The 22,655-nt window shown below is 75.1% G+C and carries 22 protein-coding genes; 17 read left to right on the forward strand and 5 right to left on the reverse strand.

Annotation, left to right across the window (positions count from 1 at the left end; genetic code table 11):
* The first annotated feature begins 263 nt into the window (after window positions 1-263).
* The 4 genes from OG500_RS31270 to OG500_RS31285 all read left to right on the forward strand — a co-directional run bounded on the left by OG500_RS31270 (window position 264) and on the right by OG500_RS31285 (window position 4,309).
* Window positions 264-611: a TlpA family protein disulfide reductase gene (locus tag OG500_RS31270; protein WP_327071757.1), complete on the forward strand. Its 348-nt coding sequence runs from the start codon at window positions 264-266 to the stop codon at window positions 609-611.
* Window positions 612-973: 362 nt separating this feature from the next.
* Window positions 974-1,762 carry an electron transfer flavoprotein subunit beta/FixA family protein gene (locus OG500_RS31275; RefSeq protein ID WP_442789264.1) on the forward strand — a complete coding sequence of 263 codons (789 nt, stop codon included), beginning with the start codon at window positions 974-976 and terminating at the stop codon, window positions 1,760-1,762.
* Between the two features lie 42 nt (window positions 1,763-1,804).
* Window positions 1,805-2,767 (forward strand): electron transfer flavoprotein subunit alpha/FixB family protein, encoded by a 963-nt coding sequence (locus tag OG500_RS31280; protein WP_327070175.1) that lies wholly within the window; start codon window positions 1,805-1,807, stop codon window positions 2,765-2,767.
* 126 nt (window positions 2,768-2,893) lie between these two features.
* Window positions 2,894-4,309, forward strand: coding sequence for an AMP-binding protein (locus tag OG500_RS31285; protein ID WP_329584899.1), 1,416 nt, complete (start codon window positions 2,894-2,896; stop codon window positions 4,307-4,309).
* 31 nt (window positions 4,310-4,340) lie between these two features.
* Here the strand turns inward: OG500_RS31285 and OG500_RS31290 are convergent, their stop codons facing one another.
* Window positions 4,341-4,904, reverse strand: a complete 564-nt coding sequence (locus tag OG500_RS31290; protein ID WP_327070177.1) for a DUF1707 and FHA domain-containing protein — start codon at window positions 4,902-4,904, stop codon at window positions 4,341-4,343.
* A gap of 427 nt (window positions 4,905-5,331) precedes the next feature.
* On the opposite strand from OG500_RS31290, the gene OG500_RS31295 reads away from it, so the two are divergent.
* Window positions 5,332-6,375 carry an NUDIX hydrolase gene (locus OG500_RS31295; RefSeq protein ID WP_329584902.1) on the forward strand — a complete coding sequence of 348 codons (1,044 nt, stop codon included), beginning with the start codon at window positions 5,332-5,334 and terminating at the stop codon, window positions 6,373-6,375.
* 51 nt (window positions 6,376-6,426) lie between these two features.
* Window positions 6,427-7,290 (forward strand): DUF4184 family protein, encoded by an 864-nt coding sequence (locus tag OG500_RS31300; RefSeq protein WP_329584904.1) that lies wholly within the window; start codon window positions 6,427-6,429, stop codon window positions 7,288-7,290.
* 7 nt (window positions 7,291-7,297) lie between these two features.
* On the opposite strand, the gene OG500_RS31305 is transcribed toward OG500_RS31300, so the two are convergent.
* Complete coding sequence (locus OG500_RS31305) at window positions 7,298-8,671, reverse strand: dipeptidase (protein WP_329584907.1); 1,374 nt, start codon at window positions 8,669-8,671, stop codon at window positions 7,298-7,300.
* A 333-nt stretch (window positions 8,672-9,004) separates the two neighbouring features.
* On the opposite strand from OG500_RS31305, the gene OG500_RS31310 reads away from it, so the two are divergent.
* The 3 genes from OG500_RS31310 to OG500_RS31320 all read left to right on the forward strand — a co-directional run bounded on the left by OG500_RS31310 (window position 9,005) and on the right by OG500_RS31320 (window position 12,267).
* Window positions 9,005-10,234, forward strand: coding sequence for a geranylgeranyl reductase family protein (locus tag OG500_RS31310; RefSeq protein WP_442789375.1), 1,230 nt, complete (start codon window positions 9,005-9,007; stop codon window positions 10,232-10,234).
* A gap of 90 nt (window positions 10,235-10,324) precedes the next feature.
* On the forward strand, window positions 10,325-11,599 hold the full coding sequence (locus OG500_RS31315) for a sensor histidine kinase (RefSeq protein ID WP_329584911.1): 1,275 nt from the start codon (window positions 10,325-10,327) through the stop codon (window positions 11,597-11,599).
* Entirely contained in the window at window positions 11,596-12,267 is a 672-nt protein-coding gene (locus OG500_RS31320; RefSeq protein WP_327070182.1) for a response regulator transcription factor, read from the forward strand. Before OG500_RS31315 ends, OG500_RS31320 begins: the two co-directional genes overlap by 4 nt.
* Before the next feature lie 19 nt (window positions 12,268-12,286).
* Here OG500_RS31320 and OG500_RS31325 read toward each other — a convergent pair whose 3' ends face one another.
* Window positions 12,287-13,282, reverse strand: a complete 996-nt coding sequence (locus OG500_RS31325) for an ArsR/SmtB family transcription factor (RefSeq protein WP_329584913.1) — start codon at window positions 13,280-13,282, stop codon at window positions 12,287-12,289.
* 70 nt (window positions 13,283-13,352) lie between these two features.
* Here OG500_RS31325 and OG500_RS31330 point away from each other — a divergent pair, with 70 nt between their 5' ends.
* From OG500_RS31330 to OG500_RS31345, 4 genes are all read left to right on the forward strand, one after another.
* On the forward strand, window positions 13,353-14,624 hold the full coding sequence (locus OG500_RS31330; protein WP_329584916.1) for an MFS transporter: 1,272 nt from the start codon (window positions 13,353-13,355) through the stop codon (window positions 14,622-14,624).
* 151 nt (window positions 14,625-14,775) lie between these two features.
* The gene (locus tag OG500_RS31335) at window positions 14,776-15,558 is read left to right on the forward strand and encodes an enoyl-CoA hydratase family protein (protein ID WP_327070185.1); all 783 of its coding nucleotides are present in this window, start codon (window positions 14,776-14,778) and stop codon (window positions 15,556-15,558) included.
* 72 nt (window positions 15,559-15,630) lie between these two features.
* Window positions 15,631-16,383 carry an acyltransferase gene (locus OG500_RS31340; RefSeq protein ID WP_327070186.1) on the forward strand — a complete coding sequence of 251 codons (753 nt, stop codon included), beginning with the start codon at window positions 15,631-15,633 and terminating at the stop codon, window positions 16,381-16,383.
* A gap of 11 nt (window positions 16,384-16,394) precedes the next feature.
* Window positions 16,395-16,967 carry a GNAT family N-acetyltransferase gene (locus OG500_RS31345; protein WP_329584919.1) on the forward strand — a complete coding sequence of 191 codons (573 nt, stop codon included), beginning with the start codon at window positions 16,395-16,397 and terminating at the stop codon, window positions 16,965-16,967.
* On the opposite strand, the gene OG500_RS31350 is transcribed toward OG500_RS31345, so the two are convergent.
* Both OG500_RS31350 and OG500_RS31355 read right to left on the reverse strand, forming a co-directional pair.
* Window positions 16,957-17,445, reverse strand: a complete 489-nt coding sequence (locus OG500_RS31350; protein WP_327070188.1) for a HutD/Ves family protein — start codon at window positions 17,443-17,445, stop codon at window positions 16,957-16,959. The genes OG500_RS31345 and OG500_RS31350 overlap by 11 nt on opposite strands.
* Window positions 17,442-18,734, reverse strand: coding sequence for an MFS transporter (locus OG500_RS31355; protein ID WP_329584922.1), 1,293 nt, complete (start codon window positions 18,732-18,734; stop codon window positions 17,442-17,444). Before OG500_RS31355 ends, OG500_RS31350 begins: the two co-directional genes overlap by 4 nt.
* A 17-nt stretch (window positions 18,735-18,751) precedes the next feature.
* Between OG500_RS31355 and OG500_RS31360 the strand changes: the two genes are divergently transcribed.
* From OG500_RS31360 to OG500_RS31375, 4 genes are all read left to right on the forward strand, one after another.
* The gene (locus tag OG500_RS31360) at window positions 18,752-20,005 is read left to right on the forward strand and encodes an ROK family protein (RefSeq protein WP_329584925.1); all 1,254 of its coding nucleotides are present in this window, start codon (window positions 18,752-18,754) and stop codon (window positions 20,003-20,005) included.
* A gap of 166 nt (window positions 20,006-20,171) precedes the next feature.
* Complete coding sequence (locus OG500_RS31365) at window positions 20,172-20,816, forward strand: RICIN domain-containing protein (RefSeq protein WP_327070191.1); 645 nt, start codon at window positions 20,172-20,174, stop codon at window positions 20,814-20,816.
* Between the two features lie 289 nt (window positions 20,817-21,105).
* Window positions 21,106-21,432 (forward strand): SHOCT domain-containing protein, encoded by a 327-nt coding sequence (locus OG500_RS31370; RefSeq protein WP_329584928.1) that lies wholly within the window; start codon window positions 21,106-21,108, stop codon window positions 21,430-21,432.
* Between the two features lie 93 nt (window positions 21,433-21,525).
* Window positions 21,526-22,650, forward strand: coding sequence for a PLP-dependent cysteine synthase family protein (locus OG500_RS31375; RefSeq protein WP_327070193.1), 1,125 nt, complete (start codon window positions 21,526-21,528; stop codon window positions 22,648-22,650).
* Window positions 22,651-22,655: the final 5 nt, after the last annotated feature.

The following is a 22,655-nucleotide window of genomic DNA, read 5'->3' on the forward strand; positions in this document are numbered from 1 at the left end:
TCCGAGGCGCGGCACGCCGCGGCTGACACGGGTGATTCTGGTGATGATGGTCCCCCGAAGGGGTGCCTTCTGTCATCTGGGCGTGCCCGGCGGGCGGGAGATTGTCATCACATCACTGATCGGCGTGGCCGGGAACTCCGCGGCACCGCGGTCGGTAGCAGTCGAACATCCCGGCGCGCCGTGCCGCAGGAAGGTGCGGCGCGGTGGCGGCCGTGGCGCCCGGAGCGCGGTGGCGCACACTGGGGCGCGTGACGGGACTGCTGATGCGCGCCACGGCGGCGTGCGGGAGGGACGAGACCGTGCTGCTGTCCGCCGCCGACCTGGGCGAGGGCGTGACGCTGGGGGAGCGGGCGACCCTGGTGCAGTTCTCCACCGCCTTCTGCCAGCCCTGCCGGGCCACCCGCCGGGTGCTCGCCGAGGTCGCCGGGCTGGTGGCCGGCGTGGCGCACGTGGAGATCGACGCCGAGCAGAACCTGGAGCTGGTGCGCCGGCTGGAGATCCGGCGCACCCCCACCGTGCTGGTGCTGGACGCCGCCGGTCGGGTGGTGCGGCGCGCCGCCGGCCAGCCGCGCCGGGCGGACGTGATCGCCGCGCTCGGCCGGGCGCTGTGACGGCCCGGACAGGCCCCGGACAGGACCCCGGGCCGGGCCTCGGGCCGGGCCCGGCGATCGTGCCGAGTCGCCCCCGTTGAGCTGGGCAGTTCGCGCCCGCGGGGACCGGTGGGGCGCGTACTGTCCAGGTCGAGAGCTTCGTCACAATGATCAGGGGGGATAACGCCCTGACATTGCGGCAAGATGTGGGCGACCGGTATTTAGATACTGACGAGTAACCAGAGCGGGATGCTGCCGAGTATGCTGCCGGAAGTGCCGGTCGGGGCAGCAGGAATGCGCTGTCCGTAGCGGGTGCCGCCCAGTGCGCACCCGTCCGTTGCACCGCCGCAGCCGCCGGACAAGACCAGTACAGGAGACAGGCCGTGAGCTTGAGGATCGTTGTCTGTGTGAAGTACGTGCCCGACGCGACCGGTGACCGTCGCTTCGCGGACGACACCACCACCGACCGGGACGCCGTGGACGGCCTCCTGTCGGAGCTCGACGAGTACGGCGTCGAGCAGGCGCTGCGGATCAAGGAGGCGGCCGGTGACGACGCCGAGGTGACCGTGCTGACCGTCGGCGGCGACGACGCCCGGGACGCGCTGAAGAAGGCCCTGTCCATGGGGGCCGACAAGGGTGTCCACGTCAACGACGACGACATCCACGGCTCGGACGTGATCGCCACCTCCGCGATCGTCGCCAAGGCGCTCGAGAAGACCGGCTACGACCTGGTGATCTGCGGCATGGCCTCGACCGACGGCACCATGGGCGTGCTGCCCGCGCTGCTCGCCGAGCGCCTGGGCCTGCCGCAGGTGACCCTGCTCTCCGAGGTCTCGGTCGAGGGCGGCACCGTCAAGGGCCGCCGCGACGGCGACGCCGCCACCGAGCTGGTCGAGGCCGCGCTGCCGGCCGTCGTCTCGGTCACCGACCAGTCGGGCGAGGCCCGCTACCCGTCCTTCAAGGGCATCATGGCCGCCAAGAAGAAGCCGGTCGAGGACCTGGACCTGGACGACCTGGGCATCGATGCGGACGAGGTCGGCCTGGCCGGCGCCTGGACCGCGGTCGAGACCGTCACCGAGCGTCCGGCCCGTACCGCCGGGACGATCGTCAAGGACGAGGGCGAGGGCGGCAAGCAGCTCGCCGGCTTCCTCGCCGCGCAGAAGTTCATCTGATCCCGCCGTCCGGACCCACGTTCCATCAGGAGATAAAGAATCATGGCTGAGATCCTGGTCCTCGTGGACCACGCCGACGGCGCCGTCCGCAAGCCCGCCCTGGAGCTGCTCACCCTGGCCCGCCGCATCGGCGAGCCCTCCGCGGTCGTCCTCGGTGCCGGCGCCGCTGCCGCCGACATCGCCGCCAAGGCCGCCGAGTTCGGTGCCGCGAAGGTGTACGTCGCCGACGCCGCCGAGTTCGCCGACTACCTGGTCGTCCCGAAGGTCGACGCGCTCACCCAGATCGCCAAGGCCTCCGGTGCCGCCGCCGTCCTGGTGACCTCCTCCGGTGAGGGCAAGGAGATCGCGGCCCGCGTCGCGCTGCGCCTGGAGTCGGGTGTCATCACCGACGCCGTCGACCTGGAGGCCGGGGCCGACGGCCCGGTCGCCACCCAGTCCGTCTTCGCGGCCTCCTTCCAGGTCAAGTCGAAGATCACCCGTGGCACCCCGGTCATCACCGTGAAGCCGAACGCCGTCGGCCCCGAGGCCGCCCCGGCCGCAGGTGCGGTCGAGAACGTCACCGTCGAGTTCACCGGCAAGGCCGCCAAGGTCACCTCGCGCACCCCGCGGGTCTCCTCGGGCCGCCCCGAGCTGACCGAGGCCGCGATCGTGGTCTCCGGCGGCCGTGGTGTCGGTGCCGCCGAGGGCTTCGGAGTGGTCGAGGAGCTCGCGGACGCGCTCGGCGCGGCCGTCGGTGCCTCGCGCGCCGCCGTGGACGCCGGCTGGTACCCGCACAGCAACCAGGTCGGCCAGACCGGCAAGCAGGTCTCCCCGCAGCTGTACGTCGCGGCGGGCATCTCCGGCGCGATCCAGCACCGCGCCGGCATGCAGACCTCGAAGACCATCGTGGCGATCAACAAGGACGCCGAGGCGCCGATCTTCGAGCTGGTCGACTACGGCGTGGTCGGCGACCTGTTCGACGTGCTGCCGCAGCTGACCGGCGAGGTCAAGGCCCGCAAGGGCTGAGTACGCGGGAGCCTGCGGCCCCCGAGGGGCCCGGGCCGATCCGGCACCGGTGCCGGCACAGGGCGTGATCCACCCAGTGGTGTGGATCACGCCCTGTGGCGTCCGACAGGACCGTAGAGTGCCGACGTGACTCTCTTGACGGCACTTCAGGACGGGCGCGGGGATTCGGCCGACGCGCTGCGGATCGACGGCCGGGAGCTCTCCCGCGAAGGACTGCTGGGGGCCGCCGGGGCGGTGGCCGCCCGGGCCGCGGGCGCCCGGGCGCTGGCCGTGCTGGCCCGGCCCTCGGCGGAGACGGTGACGGCGGTGGTGGGCGGTCTGCTGGCGGGCGTGCCGGTGGTCCCGGTGCCGCCGGACGCCGGGCCGGTGGAGCGTTCGCACATCCTGCGCGACAGCGGTGCCGAGCTGATCGCCGGTGCGGGGGCGGCGGTGCGCGAGGTGGCGGCCGAGGACGGCATCGAGGCGCTCCCGGTCGACCTCGCCGAGCGGCACGACTTCGGCCGCGGCGAAGCCGAGCCCACGGGCCCGGCCTTCGTGCTCTACACCTCCGGGACCACCGGGCCGCCGAAGGGCGCGATCCTCTCCCGGCGGGCGGTGGCCGCCGACCTGGACGCGCTGGCCGAGGCCTGGGCCTGGACCGCCGAGGACACCCTGGTGCACGGCCTGCCGCTGTTCCACGTGCACGGCCTGGTGCTCGGCGTGCTCGGCGCGCTGCGCACCGGCTGCCGCCTGGTGCACACCGGGCGCCCGACTCCGGCGGCGTACGCCGAGGCGGGCGGCACGCTCTACTTCGGGGTGCCCACGGTCTGGTCCCGGGTGGCCGCCGACGAGGCCGCGGCCCGGGCGCTGAGCGGTGCCCGGCTGCTGGTCTCGGGCAGCGCCCCGCTGCCGGTGCCGGTCTTCGACCGGCTGGCCGCGCTCACCGGCCACCAGCCGGTCGAGCGCTACGGCATGACCGAGACGCTGATCACGCTGAGCACCCGGGCCGGCGGCGAGCGCCGCCCCGGCAGCGTCGGGCTGCCGCTGACCGGTGTGGCCACCCGGCTGGTCGGCGAGGACGGACAACCGGTGCCCGCCGACGGCGAGAGCGTGGGCGACCTGGAGGTCAGCGGCCCGGTGCTGTTCGACGGCTACCTGAACCGCCCGGACGCCGAGGCCGAGGTGCGCACCGCCGACGGCTGGTTCCGCACCGGCGACGTGGCCACCGTCGGCCCCGACGGCTTCCACCGGATCGTCGGCCGGGCCTCGGTGGACCTGATCAAGAGCGGCGGCTTCAAGATCGGCGCCGGCGAGGTGGAGGCCGCGCTGCGCGACCACCCCGCCGTGGCGGACGCGGCCGTGGTCGGCGCACCCGATCCCGACCTCGGGCAGGCGGTGGTGGCGTTCGTGATCCCGGCGGGGCCGGTGACGGGCGACCAGCTCACCGAGTTCGTCGCCACCCGGCTGTCGGCGCACAAGCGCCCGCGCCGGGTCGTGCTGGTCCAGGAGCTGCCGCGGAACGCGATGGGCAAGGTGCTGAAGAAGAAGCTGCTGGAGGGCTGACCGGCCGTCAGGGCCTGTCCGGGGCGGGGCGTCAGGTGGTCGCGAGGCGGAACGCCAGGCTGCCGAACGCCACCTGGTCGCCCGGCTTGACCCGCACCCCGCCGGTCACCCGGTGGCCGTTGACCAGGGTGCCGTTGGTCGAGCCGAGGTCGTACAGCACCCAGCCGTCCGCGCCCAGGCGCAGCTCGGCGTGCTGACGGGAGACCGAGTGGTCGCTCAGCCGCAGGCCGCAACCGGGTGCGCGGCCGATCCGGACGGCCGGCTGACCCTGCTGGGGCAGTGTCAGGCCGGGCAGCCGCTCGGTCCGCCAGGCCTCGCGCAGCCGCACGGTGAACGCCGACAGGCGCCCCACGGTGCGCAGCGCCAGCTGGGCCAGGCGCCCGTCGGCACGCAGGTCGGCGAGCACCGCGTCCAGCTCGGCCGAGCTGCGCGCGGTCAGCACCAGCTCCATCCGGCGCATGAAGGTGTCGTGGGACAGTCGGCCCTGCCCCGCGCCCTCGCGCAGCAGCCCGAGGGCGTGCTCGCGGTCGGCCTCCGAGGGGCGGGCCGAGGCGTCGGCGGAGACCGCGCCGGTGCAGGGCTCGAGAGCGCTCATGAGGTCGATTCTCGGGCCCGGTGGGCGGCGGTGTCCAGAAAGCGGGGGACGGGAACCGCGGGGCCCGGTACGGCAGTCCAGCAGGTGGGGGCGGAGGGTCGGGGCCGCCGCCGGGCGGTGGTCGGCTCGGACCTGACGGGGGCGTGCCGGGAGGGTCGCACGGCGCGCGCGGCGCCTGTGCGCGGGGGCGGGGGTACGCCGCCGCGCTGTGTGCGCGGGATCAAGCGGGTGCGAAGTGACGTGACGTCAGATCTTGAGGAATGAGGGGTCGGGCCCGGGGGGTACCACCTCGGATGGTGCCGGGGCGCTCGGTGCGTCGGGGTGCGTCGGCGAGCCGGCCGCCCCGTGCGGGGGCGGCCGGCACCGTCCGGCGCGGACGCTGCCGGGTTCGCCCCAGGGTCGGACAAGCCCTAGGTCAGGGGGAATCGTGATCATCTGGGTCAACGGGACATTCGGCGCGGGCAAGAGCAGCGCCTGTCGCGAGCTGGTCGAGCTGCTGCCCGGCAGTACGCTCTTCGATCCGGAGCAGGTCGGCGACGCGCTGCGCCGGATCCTGCCGGCCCACCGGCTGGCCGAGGTCAGGGACTTCCAGGACCTGCCGGCCTGGCGCCGGCTGGTCCCGGAGGTGGCGGCGGCCGTGCTGGCCGAGGTGCCGGGCACCCTGGTGGTGCCGATGACGCTGCTGCGCGAGGACTACCGGGACGAGATCTTCGGCGCGCTGGCGGCCCGCGGCCTGACCGTGCACCACTTCGTGCTGCACGCTGAGGAAACGATCCTGCGCGAGCGGATAGCGCACAGCGAGGAGTATCCCGGCGACCCCGAGGCGAGCGAGCAGTGCCGCCGCTGGCGCTTCGCCAAGCTGCCCGCCTACCAGCGGGCGCAGTCCTGGCTGCACCGCGACGCCCGGGTGCTGGAGACCGGCGGGCTGACGCCCCTCCAGGTCGCCCGCACGCTGGCCGCCCTGGTCAAGGAGGGCGCCGGGCACTGCCCGATCGTGCGGGCCGCGGACTCGGCGGACGACACCGTGGCCGCGGCCGTGCTCTTCTTCGACGAGGACGACCGGGTGCTGCTGGTCGACCCGGTCTACAAGCCGGACTGGGAGTTCCCCGGCGGCGTGGTCGAACGCGGCGAGGCGCCGACCCTGGCGGCCGTCCGGGAGGCGGCCGAGGAGCTGGGCCTGAACCTGGCCCCGGAGGCGCTGCGCCTGCTGGCCGTCGACTGGGAGCCGCGCTCCGGGGTGCGCCGCGGCGGGATGCGCCTGGTCTATGACGGCGGACACCTGACGGCCGGCCAGCGGGCGGCGCTGCGGCTGCCGCCGGACGAGCTGCGGGACTGGCGCTTCGTGACCCTGGGGGAGTCGCGCGGACTGCTCTCGGCGGGCCGCTACCGCCGCCTCGCGGTGGCCCTGGAGGCACGCGGGGTCGGTGCCCCGCGCTACCTGGAGGCGGGCCGGCCGGCGGCGCAGGGGTAGGGCCCCGGACCCGGGCGGGCCGGCGGCGCGCGGTGGCGGCAGGATGGGGGCATGCCGTTCACCTTCAGCCACCCCGCCGCCGTGCTTCCGCTGCTGCGCGGGCTGCGCGCCCGCGGCCCGCTGGTCGCCTCGGCGCTGGTGGCCGGGTCGATGGCGCCGGACCTGCCGTTCTTCGCCGCCTCCGTGCGCCCCGGGCTCTACGCGGCGGGCGGGCTGACGCACCGTTGGTGGGCGGTGCCCACCCTCGACGTCGCGCTCGCGGCCGGTCTGGTGGGCGGTTGGCACGCGGTGCTGCGCCGACCGCTGCTCGACCTGCTGCCGCCGCCCTGGGCCCGGACCGCCGATGCCGCCACCGCGTGGCGCCCGGCGGCGGGCGGGGTCCGTGGCCGGGCGGGGTGGTTCGCGCTCTCGGCCGCGCTGGGCGCGGCCAGCCACGTCGGCTGGGACGCCTTCACCCACCCGGGCCGGGCGGGGGTGCGGCTGCTCCCGGTGCTGGAGCGGCGGGTGGCCGGGGTGCCGCTCTGCACGGTGGCCCAGTACGGCGGTTCGGCGCTCGCGCTGGCGGCCCTGGGCGGTTACCTGGCCCGCGAGCTGCGCCCGGCGGAGACGGCTCCGACCGCCGTGGCGGCCGCGCCCGCCGTGACTGCCACGACCGTCACGCCCGCCGCGACCGCCGGGTCGGCCCGGCGCCGCGCGCTGGTCGCCGTCGCCGGGGTGGTCGGGGCGGCGCACCGGGTGCGCCACGCGCGTCGGGTGCGCGGCCCGGGCGGCCGGCCCGATCTGATCGCCGACCTCTGCTTCGGCGCCGGCGCGGGCGTCCTGGCCGCCGCGGCCGCTCTCGGCGCGGCCCAGCGTCTGGGCCTGGCCGGCGACCCCGCCCCGGCTGCGGGCCCGGCGGCCGCCGGGGCGGGGTGAGGGCCGGTCAGCCCTGCCAGGCCTGCGCGTAGCGCTGCAGGAACAGGGCCTCGGAGAGCGCCATCCGCTCCAGCTCCTGCGGGTCCAGGCTCTCGTTGACCGCGTGGATCTGGGTGGTCGGCTCCTCCACGCCGATCAGCACGATCTCCGCCTGCGGGTAGAGCGTGCGCAGCGTGTTGCAGAGCGGGATCGAGCCGCCCTCGCCGGCCACCACCATGTCCACCCCGTACGCCTCCCGCATCGCCTCGCCCAGCGCCTCGTAGGCCGGGCCCGAGGTCTCGGCGAGGAACGGGGAACCGCTGTGCAGCCGGGTGACGGTGAGCTGGACCTGCCACGGGGCGGCCTGCTCCAGGTGGGCGACCAGGGCGTCCTGCGCCGTCCCGGTCGACATGCCGGGCGGCACCCGCAGGCTGACCTTGGCCTTCGCCGTGGCCTGCACCGAGGAGGTCGAGCCGATCACCGAAGGCACGTCGATGCCGACCACGGTGACGGCCGGGCGGGCCCAGAGCCGGTCGGCGACGTCGCCGGTGCCGACCAGCTGCACGCCCTCCAGGACCTGGGCGTCGGCGCGGAAGCGGTCCTCCGGGTAGCTGACGCCGGGCCAGCTCTGGTCGGCGGGCAGCCCGTCGATCGCGGTGGCGCCGTGCTCGTCGTAGAGCGAGGCGAGGATCTTCAGCAGCGCGGCCAGCGCGTCGGGGGCGGCGCCGCCGAAGGCGCCCGAGTGCAGGTTGCCGGCCAGCGTGCGGACCTCCACCGACACCTCGGTGATCCCGCGCAGCGAGGCGGTGGCGGTCGGCAGACCGGCCGCGAAGTTGCCCACGTCGCCGATCACGATCGCGTCCGCGGTGAGCAGATCGGGGTGGGCCAGCGCGTACTGCTCCATCCCGCCGGTGCCCTGCTCCTCGGAGCCCTCCACGATCACCTTCAGGTTGACCGGCAGCTGCGGGCCGCCGCTGGCGCGCAGCGCCCGAAGGGCCGTCAGGTGCATCAGGATGTTGCCCTTGCAGTCCGCCGCGCCGCGTCCGTACCAGCGGCCGTCGCGCTCGGTGAGCTGGAACGGCGGGGTGGTCCAGGCGTTCTCGTCCAGCGACGGCTGCACGTCGTAGTGCGAGTAGAGCAGCACGGTCGGCGCGCCGGGCACCCCGGTCAGCTCGCCGTACACGGACTGCGTGCCGTCGGGGGTGTCGATCAGCCGGACGCCGGTCAGGCCCTCGGCGCGCAGCGCCTCGGCCACCCAGTGGGCGGCCGCCTGGCACTCCTGCTCCAGCCCGAGCCCGGGGTCGGCGATCGAGGGGAAGGCCACCAGCTCGGCCAGCTCGTCGTGGGCACGGGGCATCAGGGCGCGGACGGCGGTGGCGAGATCGGACGAGGGCTGGGTCATAACGGGCTCCGGAAGCGTCGGCTGGTCGGTCTGTCGGTCGGTCTGCGGGTCGGACAGGCTGGTCGGTCTGTCGGTCGGACGGACTCGTGGTCGGGCTCGTGGTCGGGCTGGTCGGTCGGCTGGAGCACCGGTCGGATGCCGGTGCTCAGTGCGCGATCGAGCATAGGCGCAGCCCCGGGCGGCGATGCCGCGCCGGGCTGTCGCTGGTGGCGAGGGCGGTGCGCCGGGCCGCGCCGCATAGGATGACTCGACGTGAGAGACTCCGGTACCGCGCCCGAATCGAGCCTGCCCAGCGACCTGACGACCGTCGAACCCGACGCCCGGGCCGAGCCGGTGGCGGCTGAACCCGAAGCCGACCCCGAAGCCGAGAACACCGCCCCCGACCCGCTCGACGGCGTCTGGGACGTCGTCGTGGTCGGGGCCGGCCCGGCCGGCGCCTCGGCGGCGCAGGCCGCCGCCGCGCAGGGCCGCCGGGTGCTGCTGCTGGACAAGGCCGAGCACCCGCGCTACAAGACCTGCGGCGGCGGCATCATCGGGCCGTCCCGGGACAGCCTGCCGCCCGACTTCAAGCTGCCGCTCCAGGACCGGGTGCATGCCGTCACCTTCGCGCTGAACGGCCGGTTCACCCGCACCCGCCGCTCCCGGCGGATGCTCTTCGGCCTGGTCAACCGGAGCGAGTTCGACCTGCGCCTGGTCGAGTCGGCCCAGCAGTCCGGCGCGGTGCTGGTGACCGGGGTGACCGTCACCGGCGTGGAGCAGCAGGGCGGTGCGGACCGCCGCACGGTGGCCGTGACCCTGGCCGACGGGCGCGCGGTGCAGGCGCGCGCGGTGGTCGGTGCGGACGGCAGCGCCAGCCGGATCGGGCGGCACGTCGGGGTGACCTTCGACCAGATCGACCTGGGGCTGGAGGCCGAGATCCCGGTGCCCGAGCGGGTGGTGCGGGCCTGGGAGGGCCGGATCCACCTGGACTGGGGCCCGCTGCCCGGCAGTTACGGCTGGGTCTTCCCGAAGACCGACTCCGGCACGCTGACCGTCGGGGTGATCTCGGCACGCGGCGACGGCGAACTGACCAAGCAGTACCTGGCGGACTACATCCGCCGGCTCGGCCTGGCCGGCTTCACCCCGGCCGTCGAGTCCGGCCACCTGACCCGCTGCCGGGCCGAGGACTCGCCGCTCTCCCGCGGCCGGGTGCTGGTGGCCGGCGACGCGGCCGGGCTGCTGGAGCCGTGGACCCGCGAGGGCATCTCGTACGCGCTGCGCTCGGGCCGGCTGGCCGGGGAGTGGGCCGTCCAGGTGGCCGAGGCCGACGGCCCCGGCGAGGTGCGCCGCCAGGCCCTGAACTACGCCTTCGCGGTCAAGGCGGGCCTGGGCGTGGAGATGCGGGCCGGCAAGGTGATGCTGGCGGCCTTCGAGCGCCGGCCGCACCTGTTCCACCTGGCGGTCTGCACGATCAAGCCTGCCTGGGGGGCGTTCGCCCAGACCACCCAGGGACACACCACCTTCGCCCAGATCCTGCGGCAGTACCGGGCCGCCCGGCGGCTGGCCGCGATGGCCGCGCGGTAGGCAGTGCCTGCCGCGTACTCCCGGGGGAGTACGGGTGACCACCCCGGTCGGCTGACGTGCGCCGGGGCCCGCCTCGCCTAGCCTTCCGGCATGAGCCCTACCGGCAGCAGCGAGCGCGGTACCCGGGGCCTCTTCGGGGGGCTCTCCGGCGGACCGCCGTGGGCCCGCGGCCCCGGCGGTGGCCCGGGCGGCGGTCTGCCGGTCCGGTCCTCGGCGCTGGTCGCCCTGCTCCAGCTGGTGGGCACCGCCGGCGAGTGGCGGCACCAGGCCTCCGGGCGGGTGCCGCTGGACGCGTTCGGCTACCTGCTGCTGGTGGCCGGCCCGGTGCTGCTGGTGCTGCGCCGGCGGCGGCCGGTGGCGGTGGTGGCCGGCACCGCCGCGGTGACGCTGGTCTACCTGGCGGCCGGCTACCCCTACGGTCCGGTCTTCGCCAGCTTCGTGGTCGCCTACTGCGTGGCGGTGTGGAGCGGGCACCGGCGGGCGGCCGTGCTGAGCCTGCTCGCCCTCTACGGCGGCCACCTGCTGCTCGCCTTCGCGGTGCCGCACGGCTGGCTGCGCGGGGCGGGCGCCGGGGGCGGCGGCTGGCCGGAGTTCGGGCTCGGCCTGGTCGCGCTGCTGCTGGCCGCCGTCGCCGAGCTGCTGCGGATCCGCCACGAGCAGGCCGCCGCGCGCCACGCCGCCCGGCAGGCCGCCGCCCGGCGCCGGGCGGACGAGGAACGCCTGCGGATGGCCCGCGAGCTGCACGACATCCTGGCGCACAGCATTTCGCTGATCCATCTCCAGGCCGGGGTGGCGCTGGAGCTGATCGACGACCGGCCCGAGCAGGCCAGGGCCGCGCTGGTCACCATCAAGGCGGCCAGCAAGGAGGCGCTGGGCGAGGTCCGCCAGGTGCTCGGCACGCTGCGCGGGCCCGGCGACGCGGCGCCGCGCCGACCGGCCCCGGGCCTGGACCGGCTGACCGAGCTGACCGAGCAGGCCGCGCACGCCGGGCTGACCGTCACCGTGCGCACGGTGGGCGGGCCCCGGGAGCTGCCCGCCGGGGTGGGGCTGGCCGCCTTCCGGGTCGTCCAGGAGGCGCTGACCAACGTGATCCGGCACTCGGCCGCGCGCCGGGCCGAGGTGCTGCTGGACTGGAGCGAGCCCGACGCGCTGACCGTGCAGGTGGACGACCCGGGCCCGGCCGCCGCGCCCGAGGCCGGGGAGCCGGCCGGCGGCGGCAACGGGCTGGCCGGGATGCGCGAGCGGGCCGCCGCCCTCGGTGGCACGCTCACGGCGGGGCCGCGCGAGGGCGGGTTCCGGGTGCGGGCCCTGCTCCCGACGCGCGGCGAGGGCTCGGTCGCAACGAGTGCGCGGGAGGCGCGATGATCCGGGTGCTGCTGGCGGACGACCAGGTGCTGGTCCGGGCGGGCTTTCGGGCGCTGCTGGACGCGCAGGGCGACATCGAGGTGGTGGGCGAGGCGGACGACGGCGCGGCGGCGGTGGCGCTGGCCGCCGAACTGCGCCCCGACGTGGTGCTGATGGACATCCGGATGCCCGGCCTGGACGGGCTGGAGGCCACCCGGCAGATCTGCGCCAGGCCCGACCTGGCCGGGGTCAGGGTGGTGGTGCTGACCACCTTCGAGCTGGACGAGTACGTCTTCGAGGCGCTGCGCGGCGGGGCGGCCGGGTTCCTGGTCAAGGACACCGAGCCGGCCGATCTGCTGCGCGCGGTGCGGGTGGTGGCGGGCGGCGACGCGCTGCTCTCGCCCGGGGTGACCCGCCGGCTGATCGGCGAGTTCGCGGCCCGCTCCAAGGCACCCGGGCGGCCGGGCGCACCCGGGCTCGCGCTGCTGACGGAGCGCGAGCGGGAGGTGCTGACGCTGGTCGGGATGGGGCTCTCCAACGACGAGATCGCCCGCCGCCTGGTGGTCAGCCCGCTCACCGCCAAGACCCATGTGAGCCGGGCGATGGTCAAGTCGGGGGTGCGCGACCGGGCGCAGCTGGTGGTGCTGGCCTATGAGAGCGGGCTGGTCCGGCCGGGCTGGCTGGGCTAGGCCGTGTCCGGTGGACCGGTCAGCCGGCCAGTTCGTCGCCCAGCGCGGTGCGCAGGTAGAGCACCGAGCGGCCGTGCCGGGCCCGGCTGACCAGCCGGGTGGCCAGCAGCACCGCCAGGTGCTGGCTGACCGCGCCCGGGGTGACGCCCAGTCGCAGCGCCAACTCGGTGGTGGAGACGGGCTCGTGCAGCAGGGCGAGCAGGCGGGCCTTGGGCGCGCCGAGCAGCTGCTCCAGCGCGCGCGAGGTGCTCGGCCGGTCCAGCGCGCCTGCCATCGAGCCCTGGCCGCGGGCGGGGTAGGCGATGGCGGGCGGGTACTGGTCGCTGATGAAGGTGTTGGCCGAGCGGATGAAGCAGCTCGGGGTGAAGACCAGGCCGCGCTGGTCGACCCGGATGTCCCGGCCGGCGACGTCCCGCCCGCGGCCCCAGCCGCGGTCGATCGTCAGCACCCCGTCCCCCCAGCGCAGCCGCTGGTCCAGCTCGGTCAGCAGCACGCCCACGCCGTGCTGGGCCAGGGTCCGGGCACGGTGCACGATGTCGGCCTCCAGCACCGAGCGGGCGCGCGGCCACCAGTGCGGGGCCAGGCAGTTCTCCCAGTACTCCTCCAGCGCCAGGCAGATCTCCTCCAGCAGCCGGGCGGGCTCGGCCAGCCGCTCGGCCAGCGGCGTCGGCAGCCGGCCGTCGTGCGGCAGGAAGGCGCGCTCCAGCTCGACCCGCAGGGTGGCCGGGTCGGTGGCCCGCAGCACGCCCAGCTCGGACCGGAAGCTGGGGGCGGGGCCGGCCGGCCGCGGGGTCAGGAAGTCGGCGACGTACCGGTTGCCCGCGATCAGCGAGCACAGCAGCTGGCGGCTCTCCAACTGCTCGAAGTCCGGCCGCAGCCGGCGGAACCACGCCTGCTGCGCCGGGTAGCTCGCCGGGTGCGTCCACATCCGCAGGCTCAGCACCGTCTCCTGGAGCGGTGAGCAGGCGAAGGAGACCGCGGCCAGATCCGCCAGGCCGAGGTGGAACCGGTACATAGCGACCCTTCGCTTCAGGCTGGAGCTAAATCAATACCGAAGAGTACGGACCGTGGGCTGAGATCGTGTCATGACGACGACAACCTCGGCCGCCGCGCCGGCGAGCACCATCCGCCCCCGTGGCCGCCTGTTGCCGGGCGATCCGGTCATGCGGCTGCTGAGCTGGACCACGCTGGTCAACGCGTTCGGCAACGGCCTGTTCTACACGGTCAGCGCGCTCTACTTCACCCGGATCCTCGGCTACGGCGTCGGCCAGGTCGGCGTGGTGCTGACGGTGGCCGGGCTGTGCGGGGTGGCGGCCAGCATCCCGGCCGGGCGGGCCGCCGACCGCTGGGGCAGCAAGCGGGTGCTGATCGCGCTGGTGGCCGCCGAGGGAGTGGGGACCATCGGCTACACCCTTGTGCACGGCCTGGCCGCCTTCGCGCTGCTCGCCTGCGTGGTGACCGCGGTCGACCGGGGTACCACCACCACCCGCAGCGCGCTCTACGCCGAGGTGCTGACCGCCGATCAGCGGGTGGCCGGCCGCGCCTACCTGCGGGCGGTCACCAACGTGGCGATGGGCCTGGGCTCGGTGCTGGCCGGCGTGACGCTGCAGCTCGACAGCCGGGCCGCCTACCAGGCGACGGTGCTCGCCGACGCGCTCAGCTTCGTGCTGGTGGCGCTCGTCCTGCGGCGGCTGCCCGGGCGCTCGGCCGCCGCCGCGGCCGCGGCCGACGAGGCCGCCGCCGCACCCAGGGCCGAGCGCCGCAACCCCGCGCTGCGCGACCTGCCGTTCCTCGCCCTCACCGGCCTGAACGCCGTGCTCACCCTGCAGTTCGCGATGCTGGAGATCGGCATCCCGCTGTGGGTCGTGCGCGACACCCACGCGCCGCGCTTCCTGGTCGCCGCCGTCATGATCGTCAACACCGTGCTGGTGGTGCTCTTCCAGGTCCGCGCGACCAAGGGCACCGAGGAGCCGCGCCTGGCGGCCCGGGCCTGCCTGCGCGGCGGGCTGCTGCTGGGCGCGGGCTGTGCGGTGGTCGGGCTGGCGCACGGGCTGCCGGCGGTGCTCGCCTCGGTGGTGCTGGTGCTCGGCGTGGTGATCGAGGGCGGCGGCGAGGTGCTCACCCAGGCCGGCGGCTGGGCGCTCAGCTACGACCTGGCGGGGGACCGCGCGGCCGGCGCCTACCAGGGCGTCTACAACGCCGGCATGGCCGCCGCCCTGATGGCCGGACCCGCGCTGATCACCCTGGGCGTGGTCGGCCACGGGCCGCTCGGCTGGCTCGCCTTCGGTGCCCTCTTCGCCGCCGCGGGGGCGGCGATGGGGCCGGTCGCCCGCTGGTCGCAGCGCGTCGCCGGGTGAGAGCCGGCGAGCGGGCCGCCGGGTGACCCGATCGAGCGCGGTGGGCCGGGGCGGGTCTGGTGATCGCCGGGTCCGGCGTGCCAGAGTCTTCCCAGCCCGAGCGATCCACCCTCAGATCGCCTGTCGGATACCGGAAAGCAGGTCCCACCCGATGACCAGCGCAGCACCCTTCGTCCGCGTCAGCACGGCCGGTGCCGTCACCACCCTGGAGCTCGACTCCCCGCACAACCGCAACGCGCTGTCCACCCGGCTGATGGCCGAGCTGGCGCAGGGGCTGGAGCAGGCCGCCGCCGACCCGGCGGTGCGGGCCGTGGTGCTCGGCCACACCGGCACGGTGTTCTGCGCGGGCGCGGACCTGTCCGAGGCCACCGGCGCCGACCCCACGGTCGGTCCGCGCGGGCTGGTGGACATCCAGCGCGCCATCGTGGACTGCCCCAAGCCGGTGATCGCCTACGTCAACGGCCACGTCAGGGCGGGCGGGCTGGGCCTGCTCGGCGCCGCGGACCTGGTGATCGCCGGGCCCGCGACCACCTTCGCCTTCACCGAGGTGCGCCTCGGGCTGGCCCCCGCCGTCATCTCGCTGCCGCTGCGCCCCAAGCTGGAGCCGCGTGCGGCCGCCCGCTACTACCTGACCGGCGAGACCTTCGGCCCCGTCGAGGCGGCCCGGATCGGCCTGGTCACGGTGGCCGCCGCCGAGGTCGACGAGGCCGCCAAGGCGCTGGCCGAGGTGCTGGCGGCGCTGCGGCTGGCCTCCCCGCAGGGGCTCGCGGAGTCCAAGCGGCTGGTCAACGCCGAGGTGGTGCGCTCCTTCGAGCAGGACGCGGACGCCCGGGTCGAGCAGTCCGCCCGGCTGTTCGGCTCCGCCGAGGCGCAGCAGGGCATGAAGGCCTTCCTGGAGCGCCGCCCGGCGCCGTGGGCGGTCGACGCGCCGTAGGGCGGGTCCGGTCCGTGTGACCTTGATCGCCCCGGCGGTCCGCGGCCGGTGGGCGGCGGCTACGGTGTGCGCATGCCGAACGCCGCCGCCCTGCTCGCCTCCGTCCGCTCCCGGGCCCGCCGCGCCGCCGGGCGGGCCGTGCACCAGGGCTGGCGCTGGGTGCAGGAGTGCGGCGCGGTCTCCAACCAGAACCCCGGGCCCTACCGGTTCCACACCCTCGGCGACGGCAGCAAGCTGGCCTTTCCGCTCGGCACCGTCTTCAACGAGCAGTCGATAGCGATCGGGCCGTTCTGCATCATCGGCGAGCGGGTCACCATGTCGGCGGGCTTCCTGCCCGGGCTCGACCTCGGCCCCGAGCCGGTGATCACCATCGGCGGCGGCTGCGTGATCGGCCGCGGCAGCCACCTGGTGGGGCACCAGTCGATCGTGCTCGGCGACGACGTGTGGACCGGACCGAACGTCTACATCAGCGACCAGGCCCACGAGTACCGCGACACCACGCTGCCGATCGGCAAGCAGTGGCCGCGCAACGAGCCGGTGGAGATCGGCTCGGGCAGCTGGATCGGCACCGGCGCGGTGATCCTGCCGGGTGCCCGGCTGGGACGCAACGTGGTGGTCGCGGCGGGCTCGGTGGTGCGCGGCGAGGTGCCCGACCACAGCGTGGTGGCCGGCGCGCCCGCCCGCGTGGTGCGCAGCTTCAGCGAGGTGGAGGGCTGGCAGCCGCCGTTCCGCAACGACCCGCCGAGGCCGCTGCCGGACGGCGTGACCGCCGAGCAGCTGCGGGCGCTGGTGGGCTGGGACCTGCGTCCGCCGACCGAAGGCTGAGGACTCCTGCGATGACGGCAGCCGACACCGTGAGCCGGCCCTCGGCAGGCCTTCGCCTGCGTCCCGCCACCGCCGACGACCTCGAACCGCTCGTCGAGCTGCGCGCGGTGGTGATGCGCGCCGACCTGGAGCGCCTCGGCCGCTACGACCCCGAGCGGGTCCGCCAGCGCCTGCGGGACGCCTACCAGCCCGAGCACACCTCGGTGGTGCTGGCCGCCGGCGCCTTCGCCGGGTGCGTGGCGCTGCGCCCGGCGGCGGACGGTCACTGGCTGGAGCACTTCTACCTGGACCCGGCCGTCCAGGGCCGCGGGCTGGGCAGCGCGGTGCTGCGCACCCTGCTCGCGCGGGCGGACGAGCGCGGCTGGACGGTGCGGCTCAACGTGCTCCGGGGCAGCCCCGCCCGGCGGCTCTACGAGCGCTTCGGCTTCGTGGCCGAGCGCGCGGACGAGGTCGACGTCTTCATGGCACGGCGGCCGGGGCCGGGGGCTGGTGCTGGGGCGTCGGAAGTCGGCCTGGTCGACCTTGAGCGTGCCGGCACGACGGCGCCGGTGCGGCTCGCCCCGCCCGGGGGTCTCAGAGCGTGATCAGCACGCCGGGACCGGCCGGGCCCGGGGCCGTCGAGGGATGCGTGACCAGCACCGCGTCCTGGCCGGCCAGGGTCAGCGCCAGCACCGCGGTGCCCGGTGCGGGCCGCAGCTCGCCGCCGCCGGGGGTCGCGGTGACGGTGGCGCCGGGCCGACGGGTCATCAGGTTGAGCGCGGTGACCGGGCCGCCCAGCAGGCGGGCGGTGGTGGGCAGCGCGCCGGAGAAGGCGAAGGGCCGCAGCGGGCCGACGGTGACCGGTGCGGCGTCGCCCACCGTCAGTTCGAGCCCGGGGCCCTCGACCACCGTCAGCACCCGGTCGAACTCCGGGAAGAGCGAGAACGCCCCGTCCGCCGCCACCAGCGCCAGGCTCACCCGCCAGGCGCCCGCCGGGTCGGCCGCGACCTCCCGGGTGACACCGCCGCCGTTGCGCCAGGGGCTGGGGGTGCGGTCGGCGGCGGGCAGTTGCTGGACGGTCATCCGGGCAGCGTACCCGCCCGGCCGCGGGCCTGGCGGCCGGGGCGGTGCACCACCACGGCGAGCGCGGCGGCCCCGGCGCCGGCCGCCGCGACCGTGGTGAGCGCGATCGGCAGGCTCGCCGCGTCGGCCAGGAAGCCGATCACCGGCGGGCCGATCAGCATGCCCGCGTAGCCCAGCGTGGAGGCGGTGGCCACGCCCTGCGGCCCACCGGTCTCGCCGGCCTTGGCGATGGCGAGCGGGAACAGGTTGGACAGGCCCAGCCCGACCAGCACGAAGCCGCCCAGCACCGCCGGCACGGAGGGGACCAGCGCGGCGATCAGCATCCCGACGCCGGCGGTCAGCCCGCCCGCGGTCATCAGCCGTGCGGGGCCGAGCCTGATCGCCAGCCAGGTGCCGGCCAGCCGCCCGGCGGTCATCGCGAAGGCGTAGGCGGCGTACCCGAAGGCGGCCAGCGCGGCGCTTGCATGCACGTCGTCGGTCAGGTGCAGGGTGGCCCAGTCGGCCAGCGAGCCCTCGCCGTAGGAGCTGCACAGCGCGGTGCAGCCGACCAGCAGCACCAGGAGCCGGGCCTGCGGCAGCAGCCGCCCGCTCGGCGCGGCCCCGGCCCGGCGCTCGGCCCGGCGCTCGGCCCGATGCGGGGCGCTCGGCGCCGCGCGCAGCAGCACCGCGCCCGCGCCGGCGGTGACCAGCGCCCCGAGCACCCCGCTGCAGGCCAGTGCCCAGCTCGCCGTCAGCTGCCCGGCCAGCAGCCCGCCGATGGCCGCGCCGAGCAGGCCGCCCAGGCTGTAGCCGGCGTGGAAACTGGGCATGACGGGGCGTCGCAGCTCGCTCACCAGCTCGACGGCGGCGCTGTTCATCGCGACGTTGGCCGCGCCGTAACCCGCGCCGAAGAGCAGCAGCGCCGCGCCCAGGGTGAGCACGGAGTGCGCGTGCGACGGCAGCAGCACCGCGCCGCTCAGCACCGTGAGCGCGACCACGGTGACCGGGCGGCTGCCGAAGCGCAGGCAGAGCCGGCCGATCACCGGCATGGTGGCCACCGCCCCGGCCGACAGGCAGAGCAGCGCGAGGCCGAGGGCGGTGTGCGAGGCGTGCACCTGGGCGCGGATGTCGGGGATCCGGACCACCCAGGCGGCGAAGAGGAAGCCGTCGATGGCGAAGATCGCGGTGAGTGCCAGCCGGGCGGAGGACCAGCCGCGACCGGTCGGCCGGTCGAGGGGGGAGGCGGCAGGGGAGGCGGTGGAGCGGGGTGAGGAGGTGGTGGGGCGACTTATTTTGTTTAGGAGCGGCACAAAGTCAGAATAGAGGAGTGCAGCACACTCCGACAAGACTCGGCGAACCCGCCCACCGCCGCGCCCCCGACCGGGGCCGCAGCCTGCTCGGCCCGGCCCTGGAGCTCATCCACACCGGTCGCGCGCCCACCCGCTCCGCACTGACCAGCGCCCTCGGCGTCACCCGGGCCACGGCCGGCGCCGTCGCCGGCGAGCTGGCCGCGCTCGGCCTGGTGACCGTCGACCAGCACCCGATCGGCAGCAGCCGCGGGCGGCCCTCGCACCGGCTCGGCCCGGCCGCCGACGGACCGGTGGTGCTCGCCGCCCAACTGCACGCCGACCGCCTGTCGGTGGCGCTGGTCGGACTCGGCGGCGCGCTGGGCGAGCGGGCGCACCACCCGGTGCCCGACCGCACCGATCCGGCCACACTGCTGACCGCCATCGCCACCGCCGGCGCCGCGCTGGTCCGTGCCGACCGCCGCCGCTGCCTGGGCGCCGCGCTCGCGCTGCCCAACCCGGTGCGCGAGCCGCGGGGGACCGCGCCGGCCGCGCTGATCTTCGGCTGGCCCGGCGACACCCCGGCGGCGGAGCTGTTCGCCGACGCGATCGCCGCCCAGGACCTGGGCCCCTCGGCCCGCCGCCCGTTGCCCACCGCGGTCGGCAACGACGCCAACCTCGTCGCCCTTGCCGAGCACCGCCACGGCGCCGGTCGCGACGCCCGGCACCTGCTGCTGGTCACCTCCGGCCACCTGGGTGTCGGCGGCGCGCTGGTGGTGGACGGCCGGCTGCACACCGGTAGCGCCGGGCTCGCCCTGGAGGTCGGCCATCTGACGGTGGATCCGCAGGGCCGCCCGTGCCCCTGCGGCAACCGCGGCTGCCTCAATGTGGAGGCCGACCCCCAGGCGCTGCTCGCCGCCGCCGGCCGCACCCCGGACCCGGCCCGCCCGCTGCTCGACCAGGCCCAGGAGCTCGCGCGGGCCGCCGCGCACGACCCCCTCGCCCGCGCGGCCGTGGACAAGGTGGTGGACCGGCTCGCCCTGGGGCTGGCGGGCCTGGCCAACATCCTCAACCCCGACCGGATCGTGCTCGGCGGCCTGCACGGCGACCTGCTCGCCGCCGCGCCCGAGCGGCTCCCGGCGGCGGTCACCCGGCACAGCCTGTGGGGGCGGTGCGACCAGGTCCCGATCGTCGCCTCGGCCTTGCGGGGGGCGGGGCTGGTGGGCGCCGGGGAGCTGGCCTGGGGGCCGTACCTGGCGGACCCCCAGCTGGTGGCCGACGCGTCCTATGGATAAGTCATTCTGACTGAATCTCAGAAAAGAGTGACGGTGGCTTGATTGTGTGCACACCGTCCCCTTCTTCTTACTGTCACTCTATTTTCGAACCCCTTGCTCGAAGCTCTTCGCATTCCCTGTAATGGCGTACACGGAGCAAGACCTGCGACGAATCCGAGGACAGTACATGCGTATCAACCGGTTCATGCTCGCGCTCACCGTCGGGACGAGCATCCTCGCGCTCGGTGCCACTGCCCACGCCGCCGTCCCGCACGCCTCCAGCGTCCCGGCGGTGCGCGACGCCGCCGGGCCGGCCTCCGGCAAGCACGTCGTCGAGCTCGGCTCGCAGACGCAAGCGCTCCCGGCGGTCGGCGACGCCCGGCCGGACGACGCCATGACGCCCGACGTCACCTACCACACCACCGCGTTCACCAACAACGACGGTGGCGAGTGTCTGGATGGTGACACCAACACCATCGGCAACAACGGTGCGAAGGTCCAGCTCTGGGGCTGCAACGGCTGGAGCAACCAGAACTGGTACTGGACCCCCGCGCCGGGCCAGCCCACCGGCTACTACACCATCCAGAACGGCGACCAATGGCAGTGTCTGGATGGTGACACCAACACCATCGGCAACAACGGCGCCAAGGTCCAGCTCTGGGGCTGCAACGGCTGGAGCAACCAGACCTGGATCTGGAACGGCAGCACGCTGAGGAACGCGGACAAGGGCCAGTGCCTGGACGGCGACACCAACACCATTCCCGCCAATGGTGCCAAGGTCCAGCTGTGGTCCTGCAACGGCTGGACCAACCAGAGCTGGACCTGGCACTGAGCGCTCGAACCACTGAGCTCGAACCCCTGAGCACCTGAACCCTGAGCACCTGAAGAGCTGAGCACCTGAAGAGCTGAGCCCTCCCGCCGCCGCGGCCGCCGTTCCTCGTCCGAGGACCGGCGGCCGTGCCGCATCCCCATCGCCGTGGAGTAGTCGCCGCGCCGCCGGCTACTCCACGGGCGGTAGGCAGGGTGCCGCCGCCGGCAGGACGCGCCGGGGACCGGTGCGCGGGAGGCTCACAGGGACGGACCCGGTGACGCCCGGGTCGCACCCGAGGAGATGGATCCTGATGCACACCTTCGCGACCGGCCTGCTGGCCGGTGACCACTGGCACGGGGGCCCGTGGTTCGTGATCTTCCCACTGCTCTGGCTGGCCTTCCTGGTGCTGGTCTTCGTGACGCTGCGTCGCACCCTCTGGCGGCGCGGCTGCTACGGCGGCCCGGTCGGCTCCTTCGGCCCCGCCGGTCGTTTCGGCGCCGCGGGCCCCCTGCAGTCGCCGCTGGCCGTGCTCGGTGAGCGCTATGCGCGCGGCGAGATCGACGAGGACGAATACCGCGCCCGGCGTGCGGTGTTGATCGAACGCGGGCCGGGCGACACCGGGTCCGACCACACCTGAGACGTCCGCCAGCCGGGCCCCCGGACCACTCCGGGGGCCCGATAAGCGGAACCTGGACCTCTCAAAATGATTACTTTCCGTTACAATCGATGCATGGCAGTGACACTCACCAGCACCGTGGACGTGGACCGCTCCGACGCCGACTACCGCGGCTGGCTCAAGGAGGCGGTCCGTCGGGTGCAGGCCGACGCCAACCGCTCGGCCGACACCCACCTGCTGCGCTTCCCGCTGCCGCCGCAGTGGGGCATCGACCTCTACCTCAAGGACGAGTCGACCCACCCCACCGGCAGCCTCAAGCACCGGCTGGCCCGCTCGCTCTTCCTCTACGGGCTGTGCAACGGCTGGATCCGGCCCGGCAAGCCGGTGATCGAGGCCTCCAGCGGCTCCACCGCGGTCTCGGAGGCCTACTTCGCCAAGCTGATCGGCGTGCCGTTCATCGCGGTGATGGCCAAGACCACCAGCCAGGCCAAGATCGACCTGATCCAGCTGCACGGCGGCAGCTGCCACCTGGTGGACGACCCGAGCGAGGTCTACGAGGTCTCCGCCCGGCTCGCGGCCGAGACCGGCGGCCACTACATGGACCAGTTCACCTACGCCGAGCGGGCCACCGACTGGCGCGGCAACAACAACATCGCCGAGTCGGTCTTCGCCCAGCTGCGCCTGGAGCCGCACCCCGAACCGGCCTGGATCGTGGCCACCGCCGGTACCGGCGGCACCTCGGCCACCATCGCCCGGTACGTGCGCTACCAGCAGTACGACACCCGGATCTGCGTCGCCGACCCGGAGAACTCCTGCTTCTTCGACGGCTGGCTCGACCACGACGCCGGGGCCACCTGCGAGAGCGGCTCGCGGATCGAGGGGATCGGCCGCCAGCGGATGGAGCCCAGCTTCGTGCCCGGCGCGATCGACCGGATGATGAAGGTCCCCGACGCCGCGTCGATCGCGGGGATCCGGGTGCTGGAGCGGGTGCTCGGCAAGCGGGCGGGCGCCTCCAGCGGGACCGGGCTGTGGAGCGCGCTGCGGATCGTGGCCGAGATGCGCGAGCGCGGCGAGCGCGGCAGCGTGGTCACGCTCATCTGCGACCCGGGCGACCGCTACCTGGACAAGTACTACGCGGACTCCTGGCTGGCCGCGCAGGGGCTGGACATCGCCCCCTACCAGCGCGCGCTGGAGGCGTTCCTGGCGGGAAACCCCTGGTCGGAGCAGAGCGCGGTGTGATATTC

The organism is Kitasatospora sp. NBC_01250 (assembly GCF_036226465.1).
GTDB lineage: Bacteria > Actinomycetota > Actinomycetes > Streptomycetales > Streptomycetaceae > Kitasatospora.